The sequence below is a fragment of the Bradyrhizobium sp. MI1.3 genome (genome assembly GCF_055811695.1).
This window is the reverse complement of record NZ_JBVVPQ010000003.1, coordinates 159,054-178,174: the sequence shown is the minus strand read 5'-3', so window position 1 is coordinate 178,174 and position 19,121 is coordinate 159,054. Positions and strand designations below refer to the sequence as shown.

Annotated in this window: 17 protein-coding genes; 11 read left to right on the top strand and 6 right to left on the bottom strand. The window is 64.0% G+C overall.

The window, feature by feature from the left end:
* Positions 1-4: 4 nt before the first annotated feature.
* Positions 5-1,495 (bottom strand): DUF4153 domain-containing protein, encoded by a 1,491-nt coding sequence (locus AC0L3A_RS03190; RefSeq protein WP_007597065.1) that lies wholly within the window; start codon positions 1,493-1,495, stop codon positions 5-7.
* 182 nt (positions 1,496-1,677) lie between these two features.
* Here AC0L3A_RS03190 and AC0L3A_RS03185 point away from each other — a divergent pair, with 182 nt between their 5' ends.
* Complete coding sequence (locus tag AC0L3A_RS03185) at positions 1,678-3,021, top strand: glycoside hydrolase family 3 N-terminal domain-containing protein (RefSeq protein ID WP_007597063.1); 1,344 nt, start codon at positions 1,678-1,680, stop codon at positions 3,019-3,021.
* Here the strand turns inward: AC0L3A_RS03185 and AC0L3A_RS03180 are convergent.
* The 3 genes from AC0L3A_RS03180 to AC0L3A_RS03170 all read right to left on the bottom strand — a co-directional run bounded on the left by AC0L3A_RS03180 (position 3,018) and on the right by AC0L3A_RS03170 (position 6,909).
* Entirely contained in the window at positions 3,018-4,637 is a 1,620-nt protein-coding gene (locus AC0L3A_RS03180; protein ID WP_473253583.1) for an ABC transporter substrate-binding protein, read from the bottom strand. The genes AC0L3A_RS03185 and AC0L3A_RS03180 overlap by 4 nt on opposite strands.
* Positions 4,638-4,732: 95 nt before the next feature.
* Positions 4,733-6,187, bottom strand: a complete 1,455-nt coding sequence (gene hydA / locus AC0L3A_RS03175) for a dihydropyrimidinase (protein ID WP_007597060.1) — start codon at positions 6,185-6,187, stop codon at positions 4,733-4,735.
* A 113-nt stretch (positions 6,188-6,300) separates the two neighbouring features.
* Positions 6,301-6,909: a TetR/AcrR family transcriptional regulator gene (locus AC0L3A_RS03170; protein WP_007597053.1), complete on the bottom strand. Its 609-nt coding sequence runs from the start codon at positions 6,907-6,909 to the stop codon at positions 6,301-6,303.
* A 101-nt stretch (positions 6,910-7,010) separates the two neighbouring features.
* Here AC0L3A_RS03170 and AC0L3A_RS03165 point away from each other — a divergent pair, with 101 nt between their 5' ends.
* From AC0L3A_RS03165 to AC0L3A_RS03140, 6 genes are all read left to right on the top strand, one after another.
* Positions 7,011-7,706: a PspA/IM30 family protein gene (locus AC0L3A_RS03165; RefSeq protein ID WP_473253582.1), complete on the top strand. Its 696-nt coding sequence runs from the start codon at positions 7,011-7,013 to the stop codon at positions 7,704-7,706.
* A 40-nt stretch (positions 7,707-7,746) separates the two neighbouring features.
* Complete coding sequence (locus AC0L3A_RS03160; protein ID WP_007597050.1) at positions 7,747-8,022, top strand: YiaA/YiaB family inner membrane protein; 276 nt, start codon at positions 7,747-7,749, stop codon at positions 8,020-8,022.
* A 227-nt stretch (positions 8,023-8,249) separates the two neighbouring features.
* A complete protein-coding gene (locus AC0L3A_RS03155) occupies positions 8,250-9,314 on the top strand; it encodes an amidohydrolase family protein (protein ID WP_007597048.1) in 1,065 nt (354 codons plus the stop codon).
* A gap of 14 nt (positions 9,315-9,328) precedes the next feature.
* Positions 9,329-10,441: an amidohydrolase family protein gene (locus tag AC0L3A_RS03150; protein ID WP_007597047.1), complete on the top strand. Its 1,113-nt coding sequence runs from the start codon at positions 9,329-9,331 to the stop codon at positions 10,439-10,441.
* 15 nt (positions 10,442-10,456) lie between these two features.
* On the top strand, positions 10,457-10,870 hold the full coding sequence (locus tag AC0L3A_RS03145) for a Rieske (2Fe-2S) protein (protein ID WP_007597046.1): 414 nt from the start codon (positions 10,457-10,459) through the stop codon (positions 10,868-10,870).
* Between the two features lie 71 nt (positions 10,871-10,941).
* Positions 10,942-11,148, top strand: coding sequence for a hypothetical protein (locus AC0L3A_RS03140; protein WP_007615092.1), 207 nt, complete (start codon positions 10,942-10,944; stop codon positions 11,146-11,148).
* 132 nt (positions 11,149-11,280) lie between these two features.
* Here AC0L3A_RS03140 and AC0L3A_RS03135 read toward each other — a convergent pair whose 3' ends face one another.
* A complete protein-coding gene (locus tag AC0L3A_RS03135; RefSeq protein ID WP_007597044.1) occupies positions 11,281-12,126 on the bottom strand; it encodes an SDR family NAD(P)-dependent oxidoreductase in 846 nt (281 codons plus the stop codon).
* 196 nt (positions 12,127-12,322) lie between these two features.
* Between AC0L3A_RS03135 and AC0L3A_RS03130 the strand changes: the two genes are divergently transcribed.
* From AC0L3A_RS03130 to AC0L3A_RS03115, 4 genes are all read left to right on the top strand, one after another.
* Complete coding sequence (locus AC0L3A_RS03130; protein ID WP_007597043.1) at positions 12,323-13,819, top strand: aldehyde dehydrogenase family protein; 1,497 nt, start codon at positions 12,323-12,325, stop codon at positions 13,817-13,819.
* A 121-nt stretch (positions 13,820-13,940) separates the two neighbouring features.
* Positions 13,941-15,068, top strand: a complete 1,128-nt coding sequence (locus AC0L3A_RS03125; protein ID WP_007597041.1) for an alkene reductase — start codon at positions 13,941-13,943, stop codon at positions 15,066-15,068.
* Between the two features lie 155 nt (positions 15,069-15,223).
* Complete coding sequence (locus AC0L3A_RS03120) at positions 15,224-15,727, top strand: GFA family protein (RefSeq protein ID WP_473253581.1); 504 nt, start codon at positions 15,224-15,226, stop codon at positions 15,725-15,727.
* A 105-nt stretch (positions 15,728-15,832) separates the two neighbouring features.
* Positions 15,833-17,494, top strand: a complete 1,662-nt coding sequence (locus tag AC0L3A_RS03115; RefSeq protein ID WP_007597037.1) for a thiamine pyrophosphate-binding protein — start codon at positions 15,833-15,835, stop codon at positions 17,492-17,494.
* Positions 17,495-17,655: 161 nt separating this feature from the next.
* Here AC0L3A_RS03115 and AC0L3A_RS03110 read toward each other — a convergent pair whose 3' ends face one another.
* A complete protein-coding gene (locus AC0L3A_RS03110) occupies positions 17,656-19,035 on the bottom strand; it encodes an LLM class flavin-dependent oxidoreductase (protein WP_007597036.1) in 1,380 nt (459 codons plus the stop codon).
* Positions 19,036-19,121: the final 86 nt, after the last annotated feature.

The window sequence follows — 19,121 nt, the reverse complement described above, 5'->3', positions numbered from 1 at the left end:
CTCGTTAGCCCGTCGGCCGAGCTTTCGCCAGCGCGTCCAGCCTGCGCTGGAGTCGCCAATTCCGGAAGCCCCAGCTCCGCCAGGCCAGATCCTGAAGCTGGACTTCTACAAGCCGATCGCGCCGCGACACAAGGCAGTTGTCGTCCGACCGATGAGCGATGACCTTGTCGAGGGCAGGCAGCGCCTGCGGTCCAAGTGTGAAGAGGTAGTTGGCATCGATGTTCAAGCCCTTACCCGACATTTCGTTGCTGTGGCTCAGATTATAGTCGGCGATGAACGCATCGAAGTTCACCAGCGAGCAGCCATACAGCGTGATCGTTAACGCGATCAGATTGGCGCCGACGAGCCATTGGTTTGACCTGTCGAGCACGATGCGGGCGACGATCAGGATCAGTCCGAGCGCCACCAGCCCCATCCAGATGAAGGCCGCGATGCGCCAATAGGTCAGCATGTAGATGTCGACGTACAGATCGAGGCGAAGGATGGAGGAGGCGACGAGAAGAACGTTCTGCCCCACCCAGAGATAAACCAGCGGCCGCATGATCTTCGATTTCTCCGCCGGCCCGCCCGGACGCATCGCGACCAGCACAAAGGCGGCGGCAAGCAGCGCGGTGGCGATCAGCGGGTAGGCGCCGCGATGGGCGTAGGCCGCATAAGTCATGTTGGCCGGCAGCGCGACATGGCCCCAGAGGTAGATGCCGTCGAGAATGGACTGTGCCGCGAACAGCAGATTGAACAGGATCAGCGAGCGCAGGATGGTGGAGGGGCCCAGGAACTCAGCCGAGACTTGGGACGGCAGTGGCGGCGGCACGGGGCCATCGACGATCGTCGTTGTGGCAATCGTCTTGCGCCGCCAGCGCACATGGATGGACGGCCAGACCAGCGCCAGCATCATGGTCCAGAACAGCACGCGCGGGATGCTGACATAGTCGAGGATGAGCTTTGGATTGAGCAGAGACACCCACTGCTCGATCACCGGATTGGCGGCCGCGAACAGCGCGACGAAGACGGTGCTCAGCACAGCAGGCATCAGCCAGAGTGCGATGCCGCGGGTGAACCCCGACATGCTGAAGATATGCAGCGCGTCGAGGAAGAACCTGAAGGGCCCGAGCAGGAAGAGGTTGCGCAGCGCGCGGGCACGTTCAGGGAGCCCGGTCGTTTCCGGATTGGTCGCGAGCAGGAGCGCAATCATTAGTGACGCGAGCAGGATCAGGAAGGACAGCGTGTTGACCTCCTCGATGGCCGGGACGAGGCCGGCGACGAGAATACTCCCGCCGATCGTGGCGCGCCGCAAATCCAGGGTCGTATGATTGAAGAGCGCCGATACCAAAGCCGTCGCGATCGCAAAGAGCGTCAGCGATAGCCCGATCCGCTGGCCGTAGAACAGCCAGTCGGCGAGCGCGGCGAGAACCAGCGCGAGGCCGACTTTGGGCGGAATCGAGGAAGGCCTGATCGGCTGGAGGTCCGAGGTGATCGTCGTAGCCAGGCTCGTCATGTCCGGAAGACCTTTCGTGATGGGCGGCATCACGAAGTTTGAACGTCGTTTGTGCAGAAGGCGGGATCGTCGTCTGCACGATTTCAGGAGTCTTTTGCAGATTATGTGCAGGCGCCCTTTTGGTCCTTACGCGGCGCGAATCACTTTGATAGGTGCGTTCATCACCTTGGGCGTGACGCATCATGCAATTCCTCAATCGCATCGGTCTCATCCTGCTCTGGTTGGCCGCGCCTCTCGTCGCATTTGCGGCCGCGAACAAGAACGATCCTTATCTGCTCGTGCTGCGGGGCGCCGGAAACATCGCGCTTGTCCTCACAAGCATCGTGATTGTGCTCATCCTGCTGCGTAGCGGGCGTTGGCGCACGATCGCCGGCCGGCTCCTTGTCATAGTCTGGTGCGTACCGCCGCTCCTGATGTCGGCGGCGCACCTGAAATTCGAACTGCGCAAGTACGATGTTCTTGCCGTCAGTGCGGCCGAGGCGCGTCAGCTCGGACCTCACTTCATGGTCGGTTATTCCTCCTTCCCGGAGATCGCGCGCCTTGCCGAGCAAGGATTGATCGGCGGCATCTACGTCACCCGGCACAACATCCGGGGGCGGACCGTGGAGGCGCTGCGTGCCGAGATCGCGGCGCTCCAGGACAAGCGGCGAGCCGCCGGCCTGCCGGCGCTGGTCGTCGCCGCGGACCAGGAGGGCGGCATCGTCGGGCATCTTGCGCCGCCGTTGACGAAGCTGCCGGCGCTGGCGACGCTTGCCGGGCTTGCCCCCGATGACCAGCAGGCCAAAGCGGCAGGGTTCGGCCGCATCCACGGACGTGAACTCGCCGGGCTCGGCGTCAACCTCAATCTTGCACCAGTGCTCGATCTCAAACCGCCGGTCCGGCGCAATCGCCTCGACTTTCACACACTCATCGGTCAGCGCGCGATTGCGACCGATCCGGCCGTCGTCGGCGCGATCGCGAGCGCTTATGTGCGTGGGCTGGAAGAATCCGGCGTCGGTGCCACGCTCAAGCATTTTCCCGGCATCGGCCGCGTTCGCACCGACACGCATCATTTCAGCGCCAATCTCGACACGCCGGTGAAGGAGTTGGAAGCAACCGACTGGCTTCCGTTCCGCGAGGTGCTGTCGCATTCGCGCAGCGCGCTCATGGTCGGGCACGTCACGCTCACGGCCGTCGATCCCGACCGAGCTGCCTCGCATTCGAAGCGCGTCGTCGAGGGGATCATTCGCGACAAATGGGGCTACCAGGGCGTCGTCATGACCGACGATTTCGTGATGGGGGCGATCTACCAGAACGACGTCTGCCGGGCCGTTGTCGAGGCCATCAACGCGGGCGTCGATCTGCTGCTGGTCGCCTATGACGGCGCGCAATTCTACCGGATTTTCGCTTGCGCCCTGGATGGATCGCGGCAGGGCAAGCTCGATACGGCGATGCTGCGCGCGAGCCACGCGCGGCTCGCGCGGGGTTTCCCGTCCGAGCAGGCGCGAGCCGCCTCACGCCCCGTGAGCGTCGCCCGCCAAAACTAGCCCTTCGCGAACTGACGGTAGTCCGGCTCGCGATGAAACCAGAACTCGTAACCGGTGATGGCCTTCTGCATGGCGACATCGTGGATCGGCTGGTTGAGCGGAATGATGGGAACATCGCGCATGCAGAGCGCGATGAAATCCTTCACAGCCTTTTCGTACTCGGCAGCATCCGTGGTGAACCGTGCCTTGTCGATCAGCGCGTCCATTTCCTTGTTCTGGTAGGAGGAGATGTTGAAGATCGAATTGTTGCCGTGGAAATTCCAGTAGAAGTAGTATTCGGGATAATCGAGCCAGCCGCTGAAGCGGTTGAGCGCCAGAGGCAGCTCTTTCTTGTTCAGCGTCGTGCGCCAGTTCGCGCCGGGGATCTTCTCGATCGCCGCCTTGATGCCGATCTTGGCGAGACTTTCCTGGATCAGGATCGCGGTCGGCTCGCCGACCGTGGCGGTGCCGGTGTCGAGCGACAACGTTGTCTCCAAGCCGCTTTCGAATCCCGCCTCCTTCATCAACGCTTTGGCCTTGTCGAGATCGGTGACGTAGGGAAACGCCTGCGGCCAGACCGGCTTTGAGACGTCTGCTGCTCCGCCATACATGGGAACGGCACGCCCGAAGAACGCGCTGTTCTGGATCTGCTCATACGGCATCGCCCAGGCGACGGCTTGGCGCAGCTTCACATTGTCGAACGGCGGCTTTGCCGTGTTGAGCGCGACGGACCAGAGCGCGTTCGGGATCGGCACGCCCGAAACCTTGACCTTACCCTCCTTGATGATCTGCTCGAAGTCACGCGGTGCAAAGCCGCTGGAAATGTCCGCATCACCCCGCTCCAGCATGGCGCGGCGGGTGCCGGCGGAAGGGACGTCGCGCGCGATCACGCGCCGGAGCTTCGGGAGAGGTCCGCTCTTCCAATCGTCGAAGCGCGCCAGCACGGTCTCGCTGCCCGGTTTCCAGCTTTCGATCCTGTAAGCGCCGCCGCCGGCCTCGTTGTTCCTGAGCCACGCCAGTGCCCACGGGTCTTCCGCCGTCGCGTTCTTTTTCGCAAGCTCCGAGTTGATGATGAAGGGCACGACCACCGCGACGTTGAACAGCAGCATCTTGTCCTTGCGCACATAGTCGATGCGGAAGGTGTGATCGTCGACCACGACAAACTGCTCGGGTTTTTCCAGCGATCCCGCCGACATCTGGAAGGTCGGAAAGCCGCCGACCTTCACCGCGCGGTCGAACGACCATTTGACGTCTTTCGCGGTGACCGCCGTGCCGTCGTGGAATTTCGCGTCCTTTCGCAATTTGAAAGTGCAGGACATGCCGTCGGCCGCAACCTCGAAGCTCTCGGCGAGTTCAGGCGCGAGCGTTTCGCGGTCATAGGACAGCGTGCCGTCGGGGAGCGTCTTGGAGGCGTAGCTCAGCAGGCGATCGTAGCAATTCCAGGACAGCCCGTTCACGGTTTGGTTGGAGCCGACGCCCTGCATGTCGAGCGAGTTCGGCCCGAGTTCCTGCACCACCAGCAGCGTCTCGCTGCGCCCTTGCGCCGTGGCAAAGCGCGGAGCGAGGGCGGTCATTCCGGCGAGGCCGAGGCCGCCGAGCACGCCGCGACGGTTTAGTTCGAATGATGATGCGCTCATGGGTGCCCCACTCTTGAGAAATTTGCACCATAAAGAGGCAAGGCGCATGCCATCGGCCGCGCTTCACGGCGTCGCATCCCGTGCGGATCTCAGTCCTACGGCGTCACCGCTCCGCGGCGCACGGCGCGCGGGGCGGTCAGCTCTTTCCAAGTGGAATTGGCGACATGCACCGGCGAGAACGCCGGGCGCTCGACATAATGGCCGTCACCGGCCTCGGCGCGCAGATCGCCATCCTTCCAGACGATTCGGCCGCGCGACAGCGTCGCCGCCGGTCCGCCGGTGCAGGAAAAGCCCTCGAACACGTTGTAGTCGATCCGGCTCATCTGCCGCTTCGCGCTGATGGTCCTGCTCGCCTTGGGGTCCCAAACCACGACATCCGCGTCCGATCCGACGGCGACCGCGCCTTTGCGCGGATAGATGTTGAGGATGCGGGCGATGTTCGCCGAGGTCACCGCGACGAACTCTTCCTTGGTCAGCCGTCCTGTTGCAACGCCCGCTGTCCACAGCAGCGCAAGACGATCTTCGAGGCCGCCGGTGCCGTTCGGGATCTTTCTGAAATCGCCGAGCCCGAATCGTTTCTGCTCGGTAGTGAAGGCGCAGTGGTCGGTCGCGACCACTTGCAGCGAGCCGGCTTGGAGACCGGCCCAAAGACTATCCTGATGCGACCTGTCGCGGAACGGCGGCGACATCACGCGCTGCGCGGAATGATCCCAATCCTTGTTCTGATATTCACCGGCGTCCAGCAGCAAGTGCTGGATCAGCGGCTCGCCATAGACGCGCTTGCCAGCTGCGCGTGCCCGCGCGATCGCCTCATGCGCTTCGCGGCAGCTCGTGTGTACGATGTAGACTGGCGTCCCCGTCATGTCGGCGATCATGATGGCGCGGTTGGTGGCTTCGCCCTCGACCTCCGGTGGCCGTGAATACGCGTGTCCCTCTGGCCCGGTGACACCGCGCGCGATCAGCGCCTCCTGCATCAGGGCGACGACGTCGCCGTTCTCCGCATGCACGACGGGCATGGCGCCGAGATGGGCGCAGCGGGCGAACGAGTTGTAGAGCTCGTCGTCGTTCACCATCAGCGCGCCCTTGTAGGCCATGAAGTGCTTGAAGGTGTTGATGCCGTAGGTTTTGACCACGGTCTCCATCTCGTCATGGATCTGCTTCGACCAGGATGTTACGGCCATGTGGAAGCCGTAGTCGGAGGCCGCCTTCTCGGATTTGTGCCGCCACTCCTGATAGGCCGCGAGCATCGACTGGCCGGGATCGGGCAGACAGAAATCCACCACCATGGTGGTGCCACCGGCCAGCGCCGCCTTAGTCCCTGATTCGAAATCGTCCGCGGTGACAGTGCCCATGAACGGCATTTCGAGATGGGTGTGCGGATCGATGCCGCCCGGGATGACGTAGGCGCCGCCGGCATCGATGATCTCGCTGCCGGTGGGCGCGTCGAGCGATTGCCCGACCGCGACGACGGTCGCGCCGTCGATTAGCACGTCCGCGCGGCGCGAATGATCATGATTGACGACGGTGCCGCCGCGGATGAGGAGGGGCATTGGATGCTCCGGAGAGGGAAGTGGACCTCGCGAAGCTAAGCGCGCTGCATGGGATGTGACAGGTGAAATTTTAGCCAGTCGCCGCCGACAGTTGAGCTGTGCGCTCTCAGCCTCTACGCCGCCCGCGCGATCAGCCCGTCGATCATCGCGCGCACCAAGCCCGCGATTTCCGCCCGAAGCGCCGGTAGCGGTACCGCGACCAGCTTCTGCTCCAGCCCCAGCGCCACCATGCCATGCACCGCCGAGAACAGGCTGCGCGCAGTGATGCCGAGCTCCTCCCGACCGCGTTTTGGAAACAGCGCGGCCAGCGGCTCGTGGACGTGGCGGAACAGCTGCATCTGGTCGTCGATGGACCAATCAGGAAGGGGCTTGTCGGCGTCCATGCGGTGCTCGAACAGAGCGCGCCACAGTTCGAGATTTTCCGCGGCGAAATCGCAATAGGCGAGGGCGATGCGGACCAGCCTCCCCTGCGGCGACGGCTCGCCCGCGCTTTCCGCCGTGCTCAGGGCCTGGTCGAGCCGAAGCAAAGTGCGCGAGCCCACGCGCAGGATCAGCTCGTCCACATCGGCGACGAGATTGTAGACCGCGCCGTTGGCGCAGCCGATCTCGCGGGCGAGATCGCGGGTTTTCAGGCCCGCCAATCCCTTCTCGGCGATCATTCGTTCCGCCGCCAAGATCAGATCGGATCGAAGTTTCTCTCTGCGTTCCAATGCCTTAGCCATTTGCAATCAAATTTCTGAGCGCTGCTCAAACATTTCTTGAACGAAGTTCAAGTTTCTTGCTACAAACAAACGTGAGCAGCGCTCATAACAGGGAGCCAACAATGTTCAAGACCGTAGTGACACTTTTCCGCGGCAGCGTGGCCGCCGCCGGCGAGGAGCTGGAAGACCGGACGGCCCTTCTGATCCTCGATCAACAGATGCGCGACGCGGCAGCCGCCCTCGAGCGTGGCAAACGGACCTTGGCGCTGGCGATCGCGCAGGACCAGCAAGAAGGTCGCAAGCTCGAGGCGACCGTCGCCCGCATCGCCGATCTCGAGACGCGCGCGGTTGCGGCGCTCGACGGCGGCCGCGAGGATCTCGCCAACGATGCCGCCGAAGTCATCGCAGGCGTGGAGGCCGATCGCGATGCAGCGCTGACGGCACGCGCCTTGTTCGCAACCGAGATTGCGCGGCTGAAGCGGCACGTCGCAAGCGCGCAAGCCCGCATCACCGAGCTCGACCGCGGCCGCCGCGTCGCCCGTGCCTCGGAAGCGGTGCGCTCGCTTCGCCGCAGCGGCATCGAGGCGGCACGCCCCTACGAATCCACGCTGCCGGAGGCGGAGAGCACTTTGAGGCGTCTTCGTGAGCGGCAGATGGAAGCCCAGGCCGCTGACGACGCGCTGGTCGAGCTCGACGCGGCCACCGGCCCGCGCGCCACCGCCGAAAAACTCGCCGAGCAGGGTTTTGGCCCCCGGCTCAAGACGACCGCAGACGACGTGCTGGCGCGGTTGAAGTCCAAGCGCACGCCGACTGTCTGATCCCAATCCCCATCATCATTCGAACCAACAGGAGACCATCATGAACCAGAATGGCCAGCCCCACAGCGGCGCCTGGGTGACCTTCACTTACGTGTCCTTTGCAGCCTCCGCCTTCCTCGTCGCCATCGGCATCTTCTTCCTGCCGATCGATTTCTGGATGAAGGGCTATCTCACCATGGGGGTTGTGATGCTGATCCAGACCTGCGTCACCCTGACCAAGACCATCCGCGACAATCACGAAAGCAGCCGGATGGTGAACCGCATCGAGGATGCCAAGGCGGAACGTCTGCTGATGGAAGTCTCCAAGGCCGCTTGACGGGCATAGACAATCCGCAAGGAAGCAGCGGAGCAATGCGCTCCGCGGCTTCGGCGCCGGAACGCAGTTCGCGACACCTCATATCGCGCCTGCGAAATGCAACAGAGCCATGACGATCGCGCGGGCGTGCGCTCTTGCGCAACCGCACGGGCAGGGGCAGTCTTCACAGGCGGCGCACAAGAACGCCGCCAATAAGATGTGCTTACAAGATCTCGGCGAGGAACCTCATGGCAGCGACGCGGATCGACTGCGACATCCACCCGGCGGTTGGTGGCACGCGCACGACGCTACTGCCCTATCTCAGCGATCACTGGAAAGAGCAGGTCGTGAGCCGCGCCATCGACGGGCTCGATCTCACCTCCTATCCGCCCAGCATGCCGCTAAGCGGCCGCGCCGACTGGCGTCCGGCGAACGGCACAAAGCCCGGTTCCGATCTCGCGATGGTGCAGAAGGGCGCGTTCGAGCAGTTGGGTGCCAGTCACGCGATCATCAACGTGCTCTATGGCGCGCAGGCCGTGTTCGACCCCTACATGGCGGCCGACTTCTGCAAGGCGATCAACGACTGGATCGCCACTGAGTGGCTGTCGCGCGATCCGCGCTTGCGTGCCTCGATCGTGGTGCCGATGCAGGACCCGGATCTGGCGGTCGAGGAGATCGAGCGCCGCGCCGGCGATCACCGCTTCGTCTCTATCCTCGTGCTGGCGCAGGGCGAGACGCTCTTGGGACGGCGGCATTTCTGGCCGGTCTATCGGCTCGCGGAAAAGTACAAGCTGCCGCTCGCGATCCACGCCGGCACGCAATATCGGCAGGCGCCGAGCTCGGCCGGATGGCCGTCGCACCGCTACGAATATTACTTCGTCGAGGCACAGGCATTTCAGGCGCAGATCTTGAGCCTGATCTATGAGGGCGTGTTCGGCAAGTTTCCGAATCTCAAAGTCGTGCTGATGGAATCCGGCGTGAGCTGGCTGCCGGCCTTCATGTGGCGAGCCAACAAGACCTGGCGCGGGGTGCGCGTCGAGGTGCCCTGGGTCGAGCGCGAGCCGGCTGCGATTATTCGCGACAATTTTCGCGTCACCATGCAGCCGTTCGATGCGCCGGGTGACGTCAGAAGCGTTGAGGAGATCATCGACCAGATCGGTTCTGAGAAGATGTTCCTGTTCGCGTCCGACTATCCGCATTGGCAGTTCGACGGCGACGATCCGATCCCGCCGAACCTGCCGAACAGCATCATCTCGAAGATGTGCGTGGACAACCCGCTGGAGACGTTTCCGCGGCTGTCGCTCGCTAACTGACCTTGGAGGTTTGCATGAGTGAGGTCATCGACCGCCCGCTGCGGGAAGACGAGAAGCCCGCCGCTTCGCGGCTGCGCATCGTCGATTGCGACGTCCATCCGAGTCTGCATTCGTTCGACGATCTCAACGAGTTCCTGCCAAAGCGCTGGCAGCAGCATCTGAAGGAATATGGCAGCCATTTGCGCACGCCCTATCTGTTCACCACGCCCTATCCGCGCTCTTCGCCGCTGATCGCGCGCCGCGATGCGTGGCCGCCGACGGGCGGGCCGCCCGGTTCGGATCTCGCCTTCATGCAGAAGCAGCATCTCGATCCGCTCGACGTTGAGTTCGGGATTTTGCAGGTGCTCGATCTCTTCATCTTCTCGCAGCAGAACCTCGAATTCGGCGCCGCAATCCAGCGTGCCATCAACGATTGGCAGCTGGCGTTCTGGTCGCATCGCGACCCGCGCCTGAAGGCTTCGATCCTGGTCGGGCAGGACGGTGTTGATCTCGCCATCGCCGAGATCGAACGCTGCGCGAAAATCGGCGAATACGTCCAGATCAACGTCTCGCCGCGCGCCAACGAGCCGCTGGGCCGTCGCCGCTACTGGCCGATCTACGAGCGTGCCCAGGAACTAGGTCTGCCGCTCGGCATCCATGTCGGCGGCTATGGCGGGCATGCGCCGACCGGTGGCGGCTGGCCGTCCTATTACGTCGAGGAACACCAGTCCAACGCGCACACCATTGCGGCGCAGCTTGCCAGTCTCGTGATCGAGGGTGTGCCGGAGCGTTTTCCGAAATTGAAGTTTGTCTTCATCGAGGGCGGCTTCGGTTGGATTCCGTCCGCGGTGTGGCGAATGGACCAGCATTTCGAGCGCTTCCGCAGCGAGGTGCCGCATCTCAAGCGCAAGCCGTCGGAATATGTCCGCGGGCATTTCTGGTTCACGACGCAACCGATCGACGAGCCTGACGAAGCCCGCCACCTGCGCTCTCTGATCGAATGGGTTGGCATCGATCGTCTCCTGTTCTCGTCGGACTATCCGCACTGGGATTTCGACGATCCGCGCTTCGCCTTCAAGACGCCGCTGACGGAGGCCGAGCGAAAGAAGATCTTCAGCACCAATGCCCGCGCGGTCTACAAGTTCTGAGAAGGTCTGCACGGTATGGCCCGTCACATCGTCGCGTCCACCTCGGAGATCCCACCCGGTGGCAACAAGGTGGTCGATGTCGCGGGCCGCGACATCGTCGTGTTCCACGTCCATGGCGAGTTCTTCGCGCTGCTGAACCGCTGCCCGCACGAAGGCGCGCCGCTGGAGAAAGCGGCGTGCGTGGCGCGGCTGACCTCGCCCGAGCCCGGCATCTATCAGCGCTCGCGCGTCGGCGAGATGCTGCGCTGTCCCTGGCACGGCTGGGAGTTCGACATGCGCAACGGCCAGTCGTGGTTCGATCCGAAGCGCGTCAAGATAAGGTCATATCCGGTCGCTGTGGAGCGCGGCGAGGAACTCCAGAAAGGCCCGTATGTTGCCGAGACCTTTCCGGTGCATGTCGAGGACAGCTACGTGATTGTGGAGGTCTGAGCAGCCGTTTCGGATTGTGATTTTGCCGCAGGTGGGATAAGCCTCGCCCGCATTTATGGCGGAGACGAGCTTTGTCGAAACAATCCCTGCGTGAGGAGGCTGAGCGCCTGATCCGCGAATCGATGGAAAAGAAAACCGTCGTCGTCAAGCAGGGTGATACCCGCATCGAGGCCGTCTGCGGTAAATGCGGCGCCCCGAACCGTGTGCAGGCGCCAAAGGGCCAGACCCGCATCAAGTTCGCCTGCAAGAATTGCGGGCATCAGCAAGAGACGCTGTAGAGCGCCCCCTGTGTAAACCCTCATCCTGAGGAGCCCGCCGGAAGCGGGCGTCTCGAAGGGTCGAGGGCCCCAACCGGGCCTGCATCGTTCGAGACGCGCGTTCCGCGCTCCTCACCATGAGGATCAAACAGCCTAATTCCCCTTCACGAACTTCGCGAATGCATCCGCATGGTCCGGATGCCAGCGTGACAGCGGCGGGCGGTTCTCCACGATGTCACCGGCGGCCCACAGCATGCGCTTTTCGTCGAGCGCGCGCGGGACGTCGTTGTCCGGGCACAGGATGTAGAAATCGCCGGCCTCCAGCCGCGCCAACATGAAATCCACGGTCTGCTCGGCCGTCCAGGCGCCGGCCGGCTTCTCTGTCCGGCCCTTCGCGGTAAGGGCCGTGAAGACGAAGCCGGGAATCAGCAGATGCGCGGTGATGCGGCAACCCGCAGTGTTCCGCAACTCGTGCTGCAGCGCTTCCGTAAAGGCCTTCACGCCGGCCTTGGAGACGTTGTAGGCGGGATCGCCGGGCGGGGTGGTGATGCCCTGCTTCGAGCCGGTGTTGATGATGAGCCCCGCCCTGCCGCGCGCGATCATGTTGGGCGCGAAGATGCGCGAGCCAGTGATGATGCCCCACATGTTGACGCCGATAATGCGCTGCCAATTGTCGGGTTCGCCGAACAACGTGCTGCCGGGCTGGATGCCCGCATTGTTCATGAGGATGTCGGTGCCGCCGAAGCGCTCGCGCACGGCGCGCTCGAGTTCCGCCACGCTCTCGGCCTTGCTGACGTCGATCGCGAAGGGCATCACATGTGTGGCGGACGTCAGGGATGAGAGTCTTGTTGCGGCGTCCGCCAGCCGCGTTTGATCCACATCGGCGATACACACTTTCATGCCGTTCCGCGCGAAGGCTGCTGCGGCGGCGAATCCGATGCCGGACGCACCGCCGGTGATCACGGCTACATTGTCTTTGACGATCGCGGGATGCGGCATGGTTCGGTCTCCGGGGGAGGGGCTCGGTCGTGACATAACACGACACTTGCGCGACCCTGCACAAGTCGGCATGGGAGGTCTTCGTTCCGCACCGACTTTGCGCCTCTCCTTTACGCCTGTCCGGCACCGCAGTATTCTATCGACCTAACGATCCCGCCCAGATCGAACCAATCAATCATTGACAGGGAGTTCAGCCATGGCTGTGTCGCAGGCTATTCCAATCACGCGCCACCCGTTCGCCAACGGGTCCTACAAGCAGATGCTGATCGACGGGAAGTGGGTCGATGCTGCCTCCGGCAAGCGCTTCGAGACCCATAACCCCGCGACCGGCGAACTGCTCGCAACCGTTGCCGAGGGCGACAAGGAAGATATCGACCGTGCGGTCGCTGCCGCTCGCCGCGCCTTCGAAGGGCCCTGGAGCAAGGTCAAGCCGTTCGAGCGGCAGAACCTGCTGCTGAAGCTTGCCGACCTCGTCGAGAAGAATTTCGACGAATTGTCGCAGCTCGACACGCTCGACATGGGCGCGCCGCTCAGCCGTACCCGCGCCTATCGTCTGCGCGCCGTCGGCATGTTGCGCTATTATGCCGGCCAGACCACAGCGATCCATGGCGAGACCATCGAGAACTCGCTGCCCGGCGAAATCTTCTCCTACACACTGAAGGAGCCGATCGGCGTCGTCGGCGCCATCATTCCCTGGAATGGTCCGCTGACCGCGACGATCTGGAAGATCGGCCCGGCGATCGCGACCGGCTGCACCGTCGTGCTCAAGCCCGCCGAAGAAGCGCCGCTGACGTCGCTGCGCATCGCCGAGCTCGCGATGGAAGCGGGCGTCCCGCCCGGCGTCATCAATGTCGTGCCTGGCTTTGGCGAGACCGCGGGCGCGGCGCTTGCCGCACATCACGACGTCGACAAGGTTGCCTTCACCGGCTCGCATGTCACGGGCCAGTCGATCATTCGCGCCTCGGCCGGCAACCTCAAGCGTGTCTCGCTCGAGCTCGGCGGCAAGTCGCCGGACATCGTGTTCGCGGACGCCGATCTCGATGCCGCCGTGCCGGGCGCCGCGATGGCGGTGTTCGCCAATTCGGGGCAAATCTGCAGCGCCGGCACCCGGCTGTTCGTCGAGCAGTCGATCTACGAGGAGTTCGTCGGCCGCGTCGCCGAGTTCGGCAAGAAGCTGCAAGTGGGCAACGGTCTCGACCCCAACACCCAGATCGGACCGCTGGTGTCCGAGCAGCAGCTCGAGCGCGTCACCAGCTATCTCGACATCGGCCAGAAGGAAGGCGCCAAGGCGCTCGCCGGCGGTGGCCGCGTCACCGAAGGCGCGCTTTCAAAAGGCTTCTTCGTCTCGCCGACGGTGTTCGCGGGCGTCCAGGACAATATGCGGATCGCGCAGGAGGAGATCTTTGGACCCGTCATCTCCGCGATCGCATTCAAGGACATGGACGAGCTGGTCAAGCGCGCCAACGCCACCACGTTCGGTCTTGGCTCGGGCCTGTGGACACGGGACGTCAGCAAGGCGCATGCGGTTGCGAAGCGCCTGCGCGCCGGCTCGGTGTGGGTGAATTGCTACCAGGCGATGGACCCTGCAGTCCCCTTCGGCGGCTACAAGATGAGCGGCTACGGCCGCGAATCCGGCAAGCAGCACGTCGAGGAATATCTCAACGTGAAGGCGGTGTGGATCAAGACGGGCTGAGGCCTGTTCTCTTCGCGGATTCCGTGGCAGGGAATATCTGCTTTTGTGGGGGCGGCGCCTTTTCGGGTGGCCGCCCCTCGCTATATGACGCGCATCCTTCCTTAGCCATTCTGGAACCAGCATGAAATTCGAGGCGTTGTTTCAACCGTTGCAGGTCGGTCCGTACAAGCTCGCGCATCGCGTCGCGATGGCGCCATTGACGCGCATGCGGGCCGAGCGCGAGAGCTTTTCGCCGCGGCCGCTCAACGCCGAATATTACGGTCAGCGCGCCACTCAAGGCGGCCTGATCATCGCCGAGGCCTCGCCCGTGCTCTCGCACGGCCGCGGCAATCCGGCGACGCCTGGCATCTATTCGGAGACGCAGATCGCGGGCTGGCGCAAGGTGGTCGACACCGTGCACGCCAAGGGCGGCATCATCTTTCTCCAGCTCTGGCATGTCGGCCGCGTCTCGCATTCCTCCTTCCACGGCGGGGAGCTGCCGGTCTCGGCCTCGGCGATCCCGATCAGGGCCGAAGGCATGAAGGCAATGACCGCCGACGGCAAGATCTCCGACTACGAGACGCCGCGCGCGCTGGACACGGACGAGGTCAAGGGCATCGTCGAGGCGTTCAGGCAGGGCGCGAAGAACGCGTTGGCCGCCGGGTTCGACGGTGTCGAGATCCACGGCGCCAACGGCTATCTGCTCGAGCAATTCCTGCAATCACGCAGCAACCAGCGCACCGATCAATATGGCGGTTCGATCGAGAACCGCGCGCGGCTTCTGCTCGAAGTGACCGAGGCCGCGATCGAGGTCTGGGGCGCGGGCCGCGTCGGCGTGCGGCTGTCGCCCCACGGCATTGCCAATGATTCCGGCGAGCCCGATCCGATGCCGCTCTACACGCACGTGGTCAAGGCGCTTGACAAGCTCGGTCTAGCCTATCTGCATTTCATCGAACCGCGCTCCAGCGGCTCGGGGCGCGCAGAAGTCAATTGGCAGAACGTGCCCTCGGCGATGCTGCTGTTCCGGCCGCTCTACGGCGGCGTGCTGATGACGGCCGGTGGCTTCAGCGGCGAAACCGCGAATGCGGCGATCGCCGATGGCCACGCCGACCTCATCGCCTTCGGCCGCATCTTCATCTCCAACCCCGATCTGCCGCGGCGCCTGCAGCACGATTACCCTCTCACGCCGTATAACCGTACGACATTCTATGGTGGCGAGGAGAAGGGCTATACGGATTATCCCGTGTATGACGAACTGACGCCGGTCTGACACTGCTGTAGCCCGGATGAGCGAAGCGATATCCGGGGTCTTCACCCAAGCTCTGGTCTTCCCGGATGTCGCTTCGCTCATCCGGGCTACGGAGTTATTGTGTTGCCCCGACGGACACCACGAATTTCGTCATTGCGAGCGATGGGGGAAGTGCTATGGCCAAAGCCGCAGCCGCCGCAGGTATAGCCACCGGGCAATGCCTCTGCGGCAAGGTCACCTTCGAGATCGACGTGCCCGCACGCTGGGCCTGGCACGATCACTCCGCCCCCAGCCGTCGCGCCCACGGCGCCGCCTATGCAACCTATGTCGGAAGCTGGAAGAAGCGGTTTCGCATCACCGCAGGCAAGACGGCGCTGACCCGCTACGAGGACAAGGCAACGAAGACCGCGCGCAGCTTCTGCGCGCATTGCGGCACGCCGATCACGTACGAGCGCCCGCGCGGGCCGCATATGGTCAACATCCCCCGTGCGCTGTTCAGGGAACGCACCGGCCGCCAGCCGCTCTATCACATCGCCATCGAAGAGCTGCAGGAATGGGCCTATACCGGCGAGCCGCTGGTGCCGTTGAAAGGTTTTCCCGGTGTGGTCTGGCAGCGCTCGAAAAAGAAGAAGCGGGCGGGCGGGGAGGATCCGTTCGAGCTGGGGCGCGAGGAGATGTAGCGCCCGCCCACGCAACGCAGCCATGACTGCGCTTCCTTGCGCGCCTCCCGCGATTTCGGCCATCATGCGCCCGTCCTTGCGGCAACGTCCGCCTCTGGAGGAAGCATGAAGAACAAGATCACCGGCCGCTCCGCCTTTCTCGCGTTGCTCAAGGACGAGGGCATCACGCATCTGTTCGGCAATCCCGGCACCACCGAGCTACCGATCATGCATGCGCTGAAGGACCATCCTGATCTCACCTATGTGATGGCGATGCAGGAGAGTCTGGTGGTGGCGATCGCGGATGGCTACAGCCGCGCCTCCGGAAAGCTCGTCGCCTGCAACGTCCATGTTGCGCCCGGCCTCGGCAACGCGATGGGCTCGCTCTACAACGCCCAGTTCACGGGCACGCCGATGATCCTGACCGCGGGTCAGCAGGAGCAGGGCCACGGCCTGATGGAGCCGGTGCTGTACGGACCGCTGGTCCGCATGGCCGAGCCGCTGGTGAAATGGGCGGTCGAGGTGACGCGCCTCGAGGATCTGCCGCGCATCGTGCGCCGCGCCGCCAAAGTCGCGACCACGCCGCCGACCGGGCCGGTGTTCATTTCGTTGCCCGGCGACATCCTCAACAGCGAGGCCGGGATCGATCTCGGCCGCTCCACCCGCATTGATGCCCGCACAAGGCCATCGGATGAGGCACTAAACGCGTTCGCCGCGCGGCTGCTCAGGGCCGAGCGTCCCGTGATCGTCACCATGGACGAGGTGGTGAAGAGCGACGCGCTGAAGGAGGCCGCCGAACTCGCCGAGGTGCTCGGTGCGGCTGCCTACCAATCCTCGACGCCCTATGGCTCGCACTTCCTCTCGGAGAGCCCGAGCTTCGTCGGCACGTTGGCACGTGTCCAGAAAGTCGCGCGCGACACACTTGCGGCCTACGACCTCTTGATCGCGCTCGGCGGCGATCCCTTGCGAATGTCGGTCTACAGCGAGGTCGATGCGCTGCCGGAGGGCCTTGGCATCGTGCAGATCGGCCTCGGCGATTGGGAGATCGCCAAGAATTACGGTGCCGAGATCGCGCTGAAGGCGGATTTGAAGGAAACGCTGCGCGCGCTGATCCCGGTGCTGAAGGAGATGGGCGGCGCTGCCCTGGCGCAACGTGCGAAGCAACGTCTCGCCGAGCTTGCGCCGAAGAACTGGACCGCGCGGCGCACCGCGCTGGTCGAGCAGATCGGCAAGGCCGCGGACCGCAGCCCCATCGATCCGGACTGGCTGGTGCTGCAAATGGTGGAGGCCATGCCCGCCAATGCCATCCTCGTCGACGAAGGCCTCACCTCGAGCCGCCAGATCACGGCGCTCCGTGCGCACCGCGACCGCTTTGGCTATCATGGCCTTGCCTCGGGCGGCATTGGCTGGGGCCTGCCGGCCTCCGTCGGCGCCAGCATCGCCAATCCCGATCGCCCCGTGGTCTGCTTCTCCGGCGACGGCAGCGCGATGTATTCAATCCAGTCGCTGTGGACGGCAGCGCATCACAAGCTGCCGCTCAATGTGGTCATTGCCAACAATGGCGGCTATCGCATCATCAAGCAGCGTCTGCTCGCCTTCCATGGCGACGACAATTACGTCGGCATGGATTTTGTCGATCCGCCGGTGGATTTCGCGGGCGTGGCGAAGGCACTGGGATGCGAGGCGATCAAGGTCAGCGATCCCCGCGAGTTGAAGGCGACGCTGGCGTCGGCGTTTGGCCGGCCGGGGACGAAACTGATCGAGGTGATGGTGGACGGGAAGGTGTGAGGCAGCGTCACTTGCGGCGCTGATGCCCGCCACGTTCTCAGTCGTCATCACCCGCGAAGGCGGGTGATCCAGTATTCCAGAGGCGGCGGTGATTGAGTCGAGACGCTGCGGCGTACTGGATGCCCCGGTCAAGCCGGGGCATGACAGCGTACCTTAAGACGCTACCCCTTCCTCCCCACCCTGAACCCCGCCGCCGGATGCGGCGCCCCCAGCCTTGCACGCCCGTCACCGAACAGCTTCTCGCGCAGTGTGCCCGGCGCGTACTCCGCCTTGTACCGCCCACGGCGCGTCAGCTCCGGCACCAGCATATCGGCGATGTCCTCGAAATCGCCAGGTGAGATCGCGAAGGCGACGTTGAGACCGTCGACATCGGTCGCCTCGAACCACGCCTCGATCTTGTCCGCGACCATCTCCGGCGTGCCGACCACGACGGGGCCGGCGCCGCCGACGCCGACATGCTCGATGACGTCGCGCACGGTCCAGACGCGATCGGGATCGGCGCGGGTGACGTTATCGAGTGCGCTGCGACCGGCGTCGTTCTGGACATGACGCACCTGCTGGTCGAGCTCGTAGCCGGAGAAGTCGATTCCGGTCCATCCCGACATCAGCGCCAGCGCGCCCTCCGGGCTGATGTGGCGGCGATAGTCGGCATATTTTTCGTTCGCCTCGGCCTCCGTCCGCCCGAGGATGATCGTCATCATCGAGAACATCAGGATTTCCGCCGGATTGCGGCCGAACGCGGCGGCCTCCTGACGGATCGCCGACACGCGCGGCGCGATCACCTTGGCCGACGGTCCCGACATGAACACGCATTCGGCGTGCTGTGCTGCGAACTTCCGTCCGCGCGGCGAGGTGCCGGCCTGGTACAGCACCGGCGTGCGCTGCGGCGACGGTTCGCTGAGATGAATGGTGTTGTTGATGCGCCAGTTCGCGCCCTCGTGGTTGACGCGATGAACTTTTGAGGGATCGGTGAAGATGCCGCGCGTGCGGTCGCGCAGCACGGCGTCGTCTTCCCAGCTCCCTTCCCAGAGCTTGTAGACGACCTCCATATATTCGTCCGCGATCTCGTAGCGGTCGTCGTGCCCGATCTGCTTGTCCTTGCCGGCGCCGCGCGCGGCGCTGTCGAGATAGCCGGTGACGACATTCCAGCCGATACGTCCCTCGGTGAGATGATCGAGCGTCGACATCCGCCGCGCGAACGGATAGGGCGGCTCGAAGGAGAGATTGCTGGTGACGCCGAAGCCGAGATTCTGCGTCACCGCAGCCATTGCCGACAGCAGCAGCAGCGGATCGTTCGAGGGCGACTGGGCCGCGTTGCGCAAGGCTGCGTCAGGACTGTTGCCGTAGACGTCATAGACGCCGAGCACGTCGGCCAGGAACAGCCCGTCGAAACGGCCGCGCTCCAGCGTTTTGGCAAGATCGATCCAGTAGGGCAGGCGGGTATATTCGGCAGTGCGGTCGCGCGGATGGGTCCAAAGGCCCGGTGACTGGTGCGCGACGCAATTCATCGCAAATGCATTGAGCCTGATCTGCTTGGCCATGATGGTCCCCCGGCGCCCTGTACCGGGCACTCTTCGAATGATAGAGCTGCGCCCGAACTTGGCGAAGTTCTTGCATATAGCGCGAC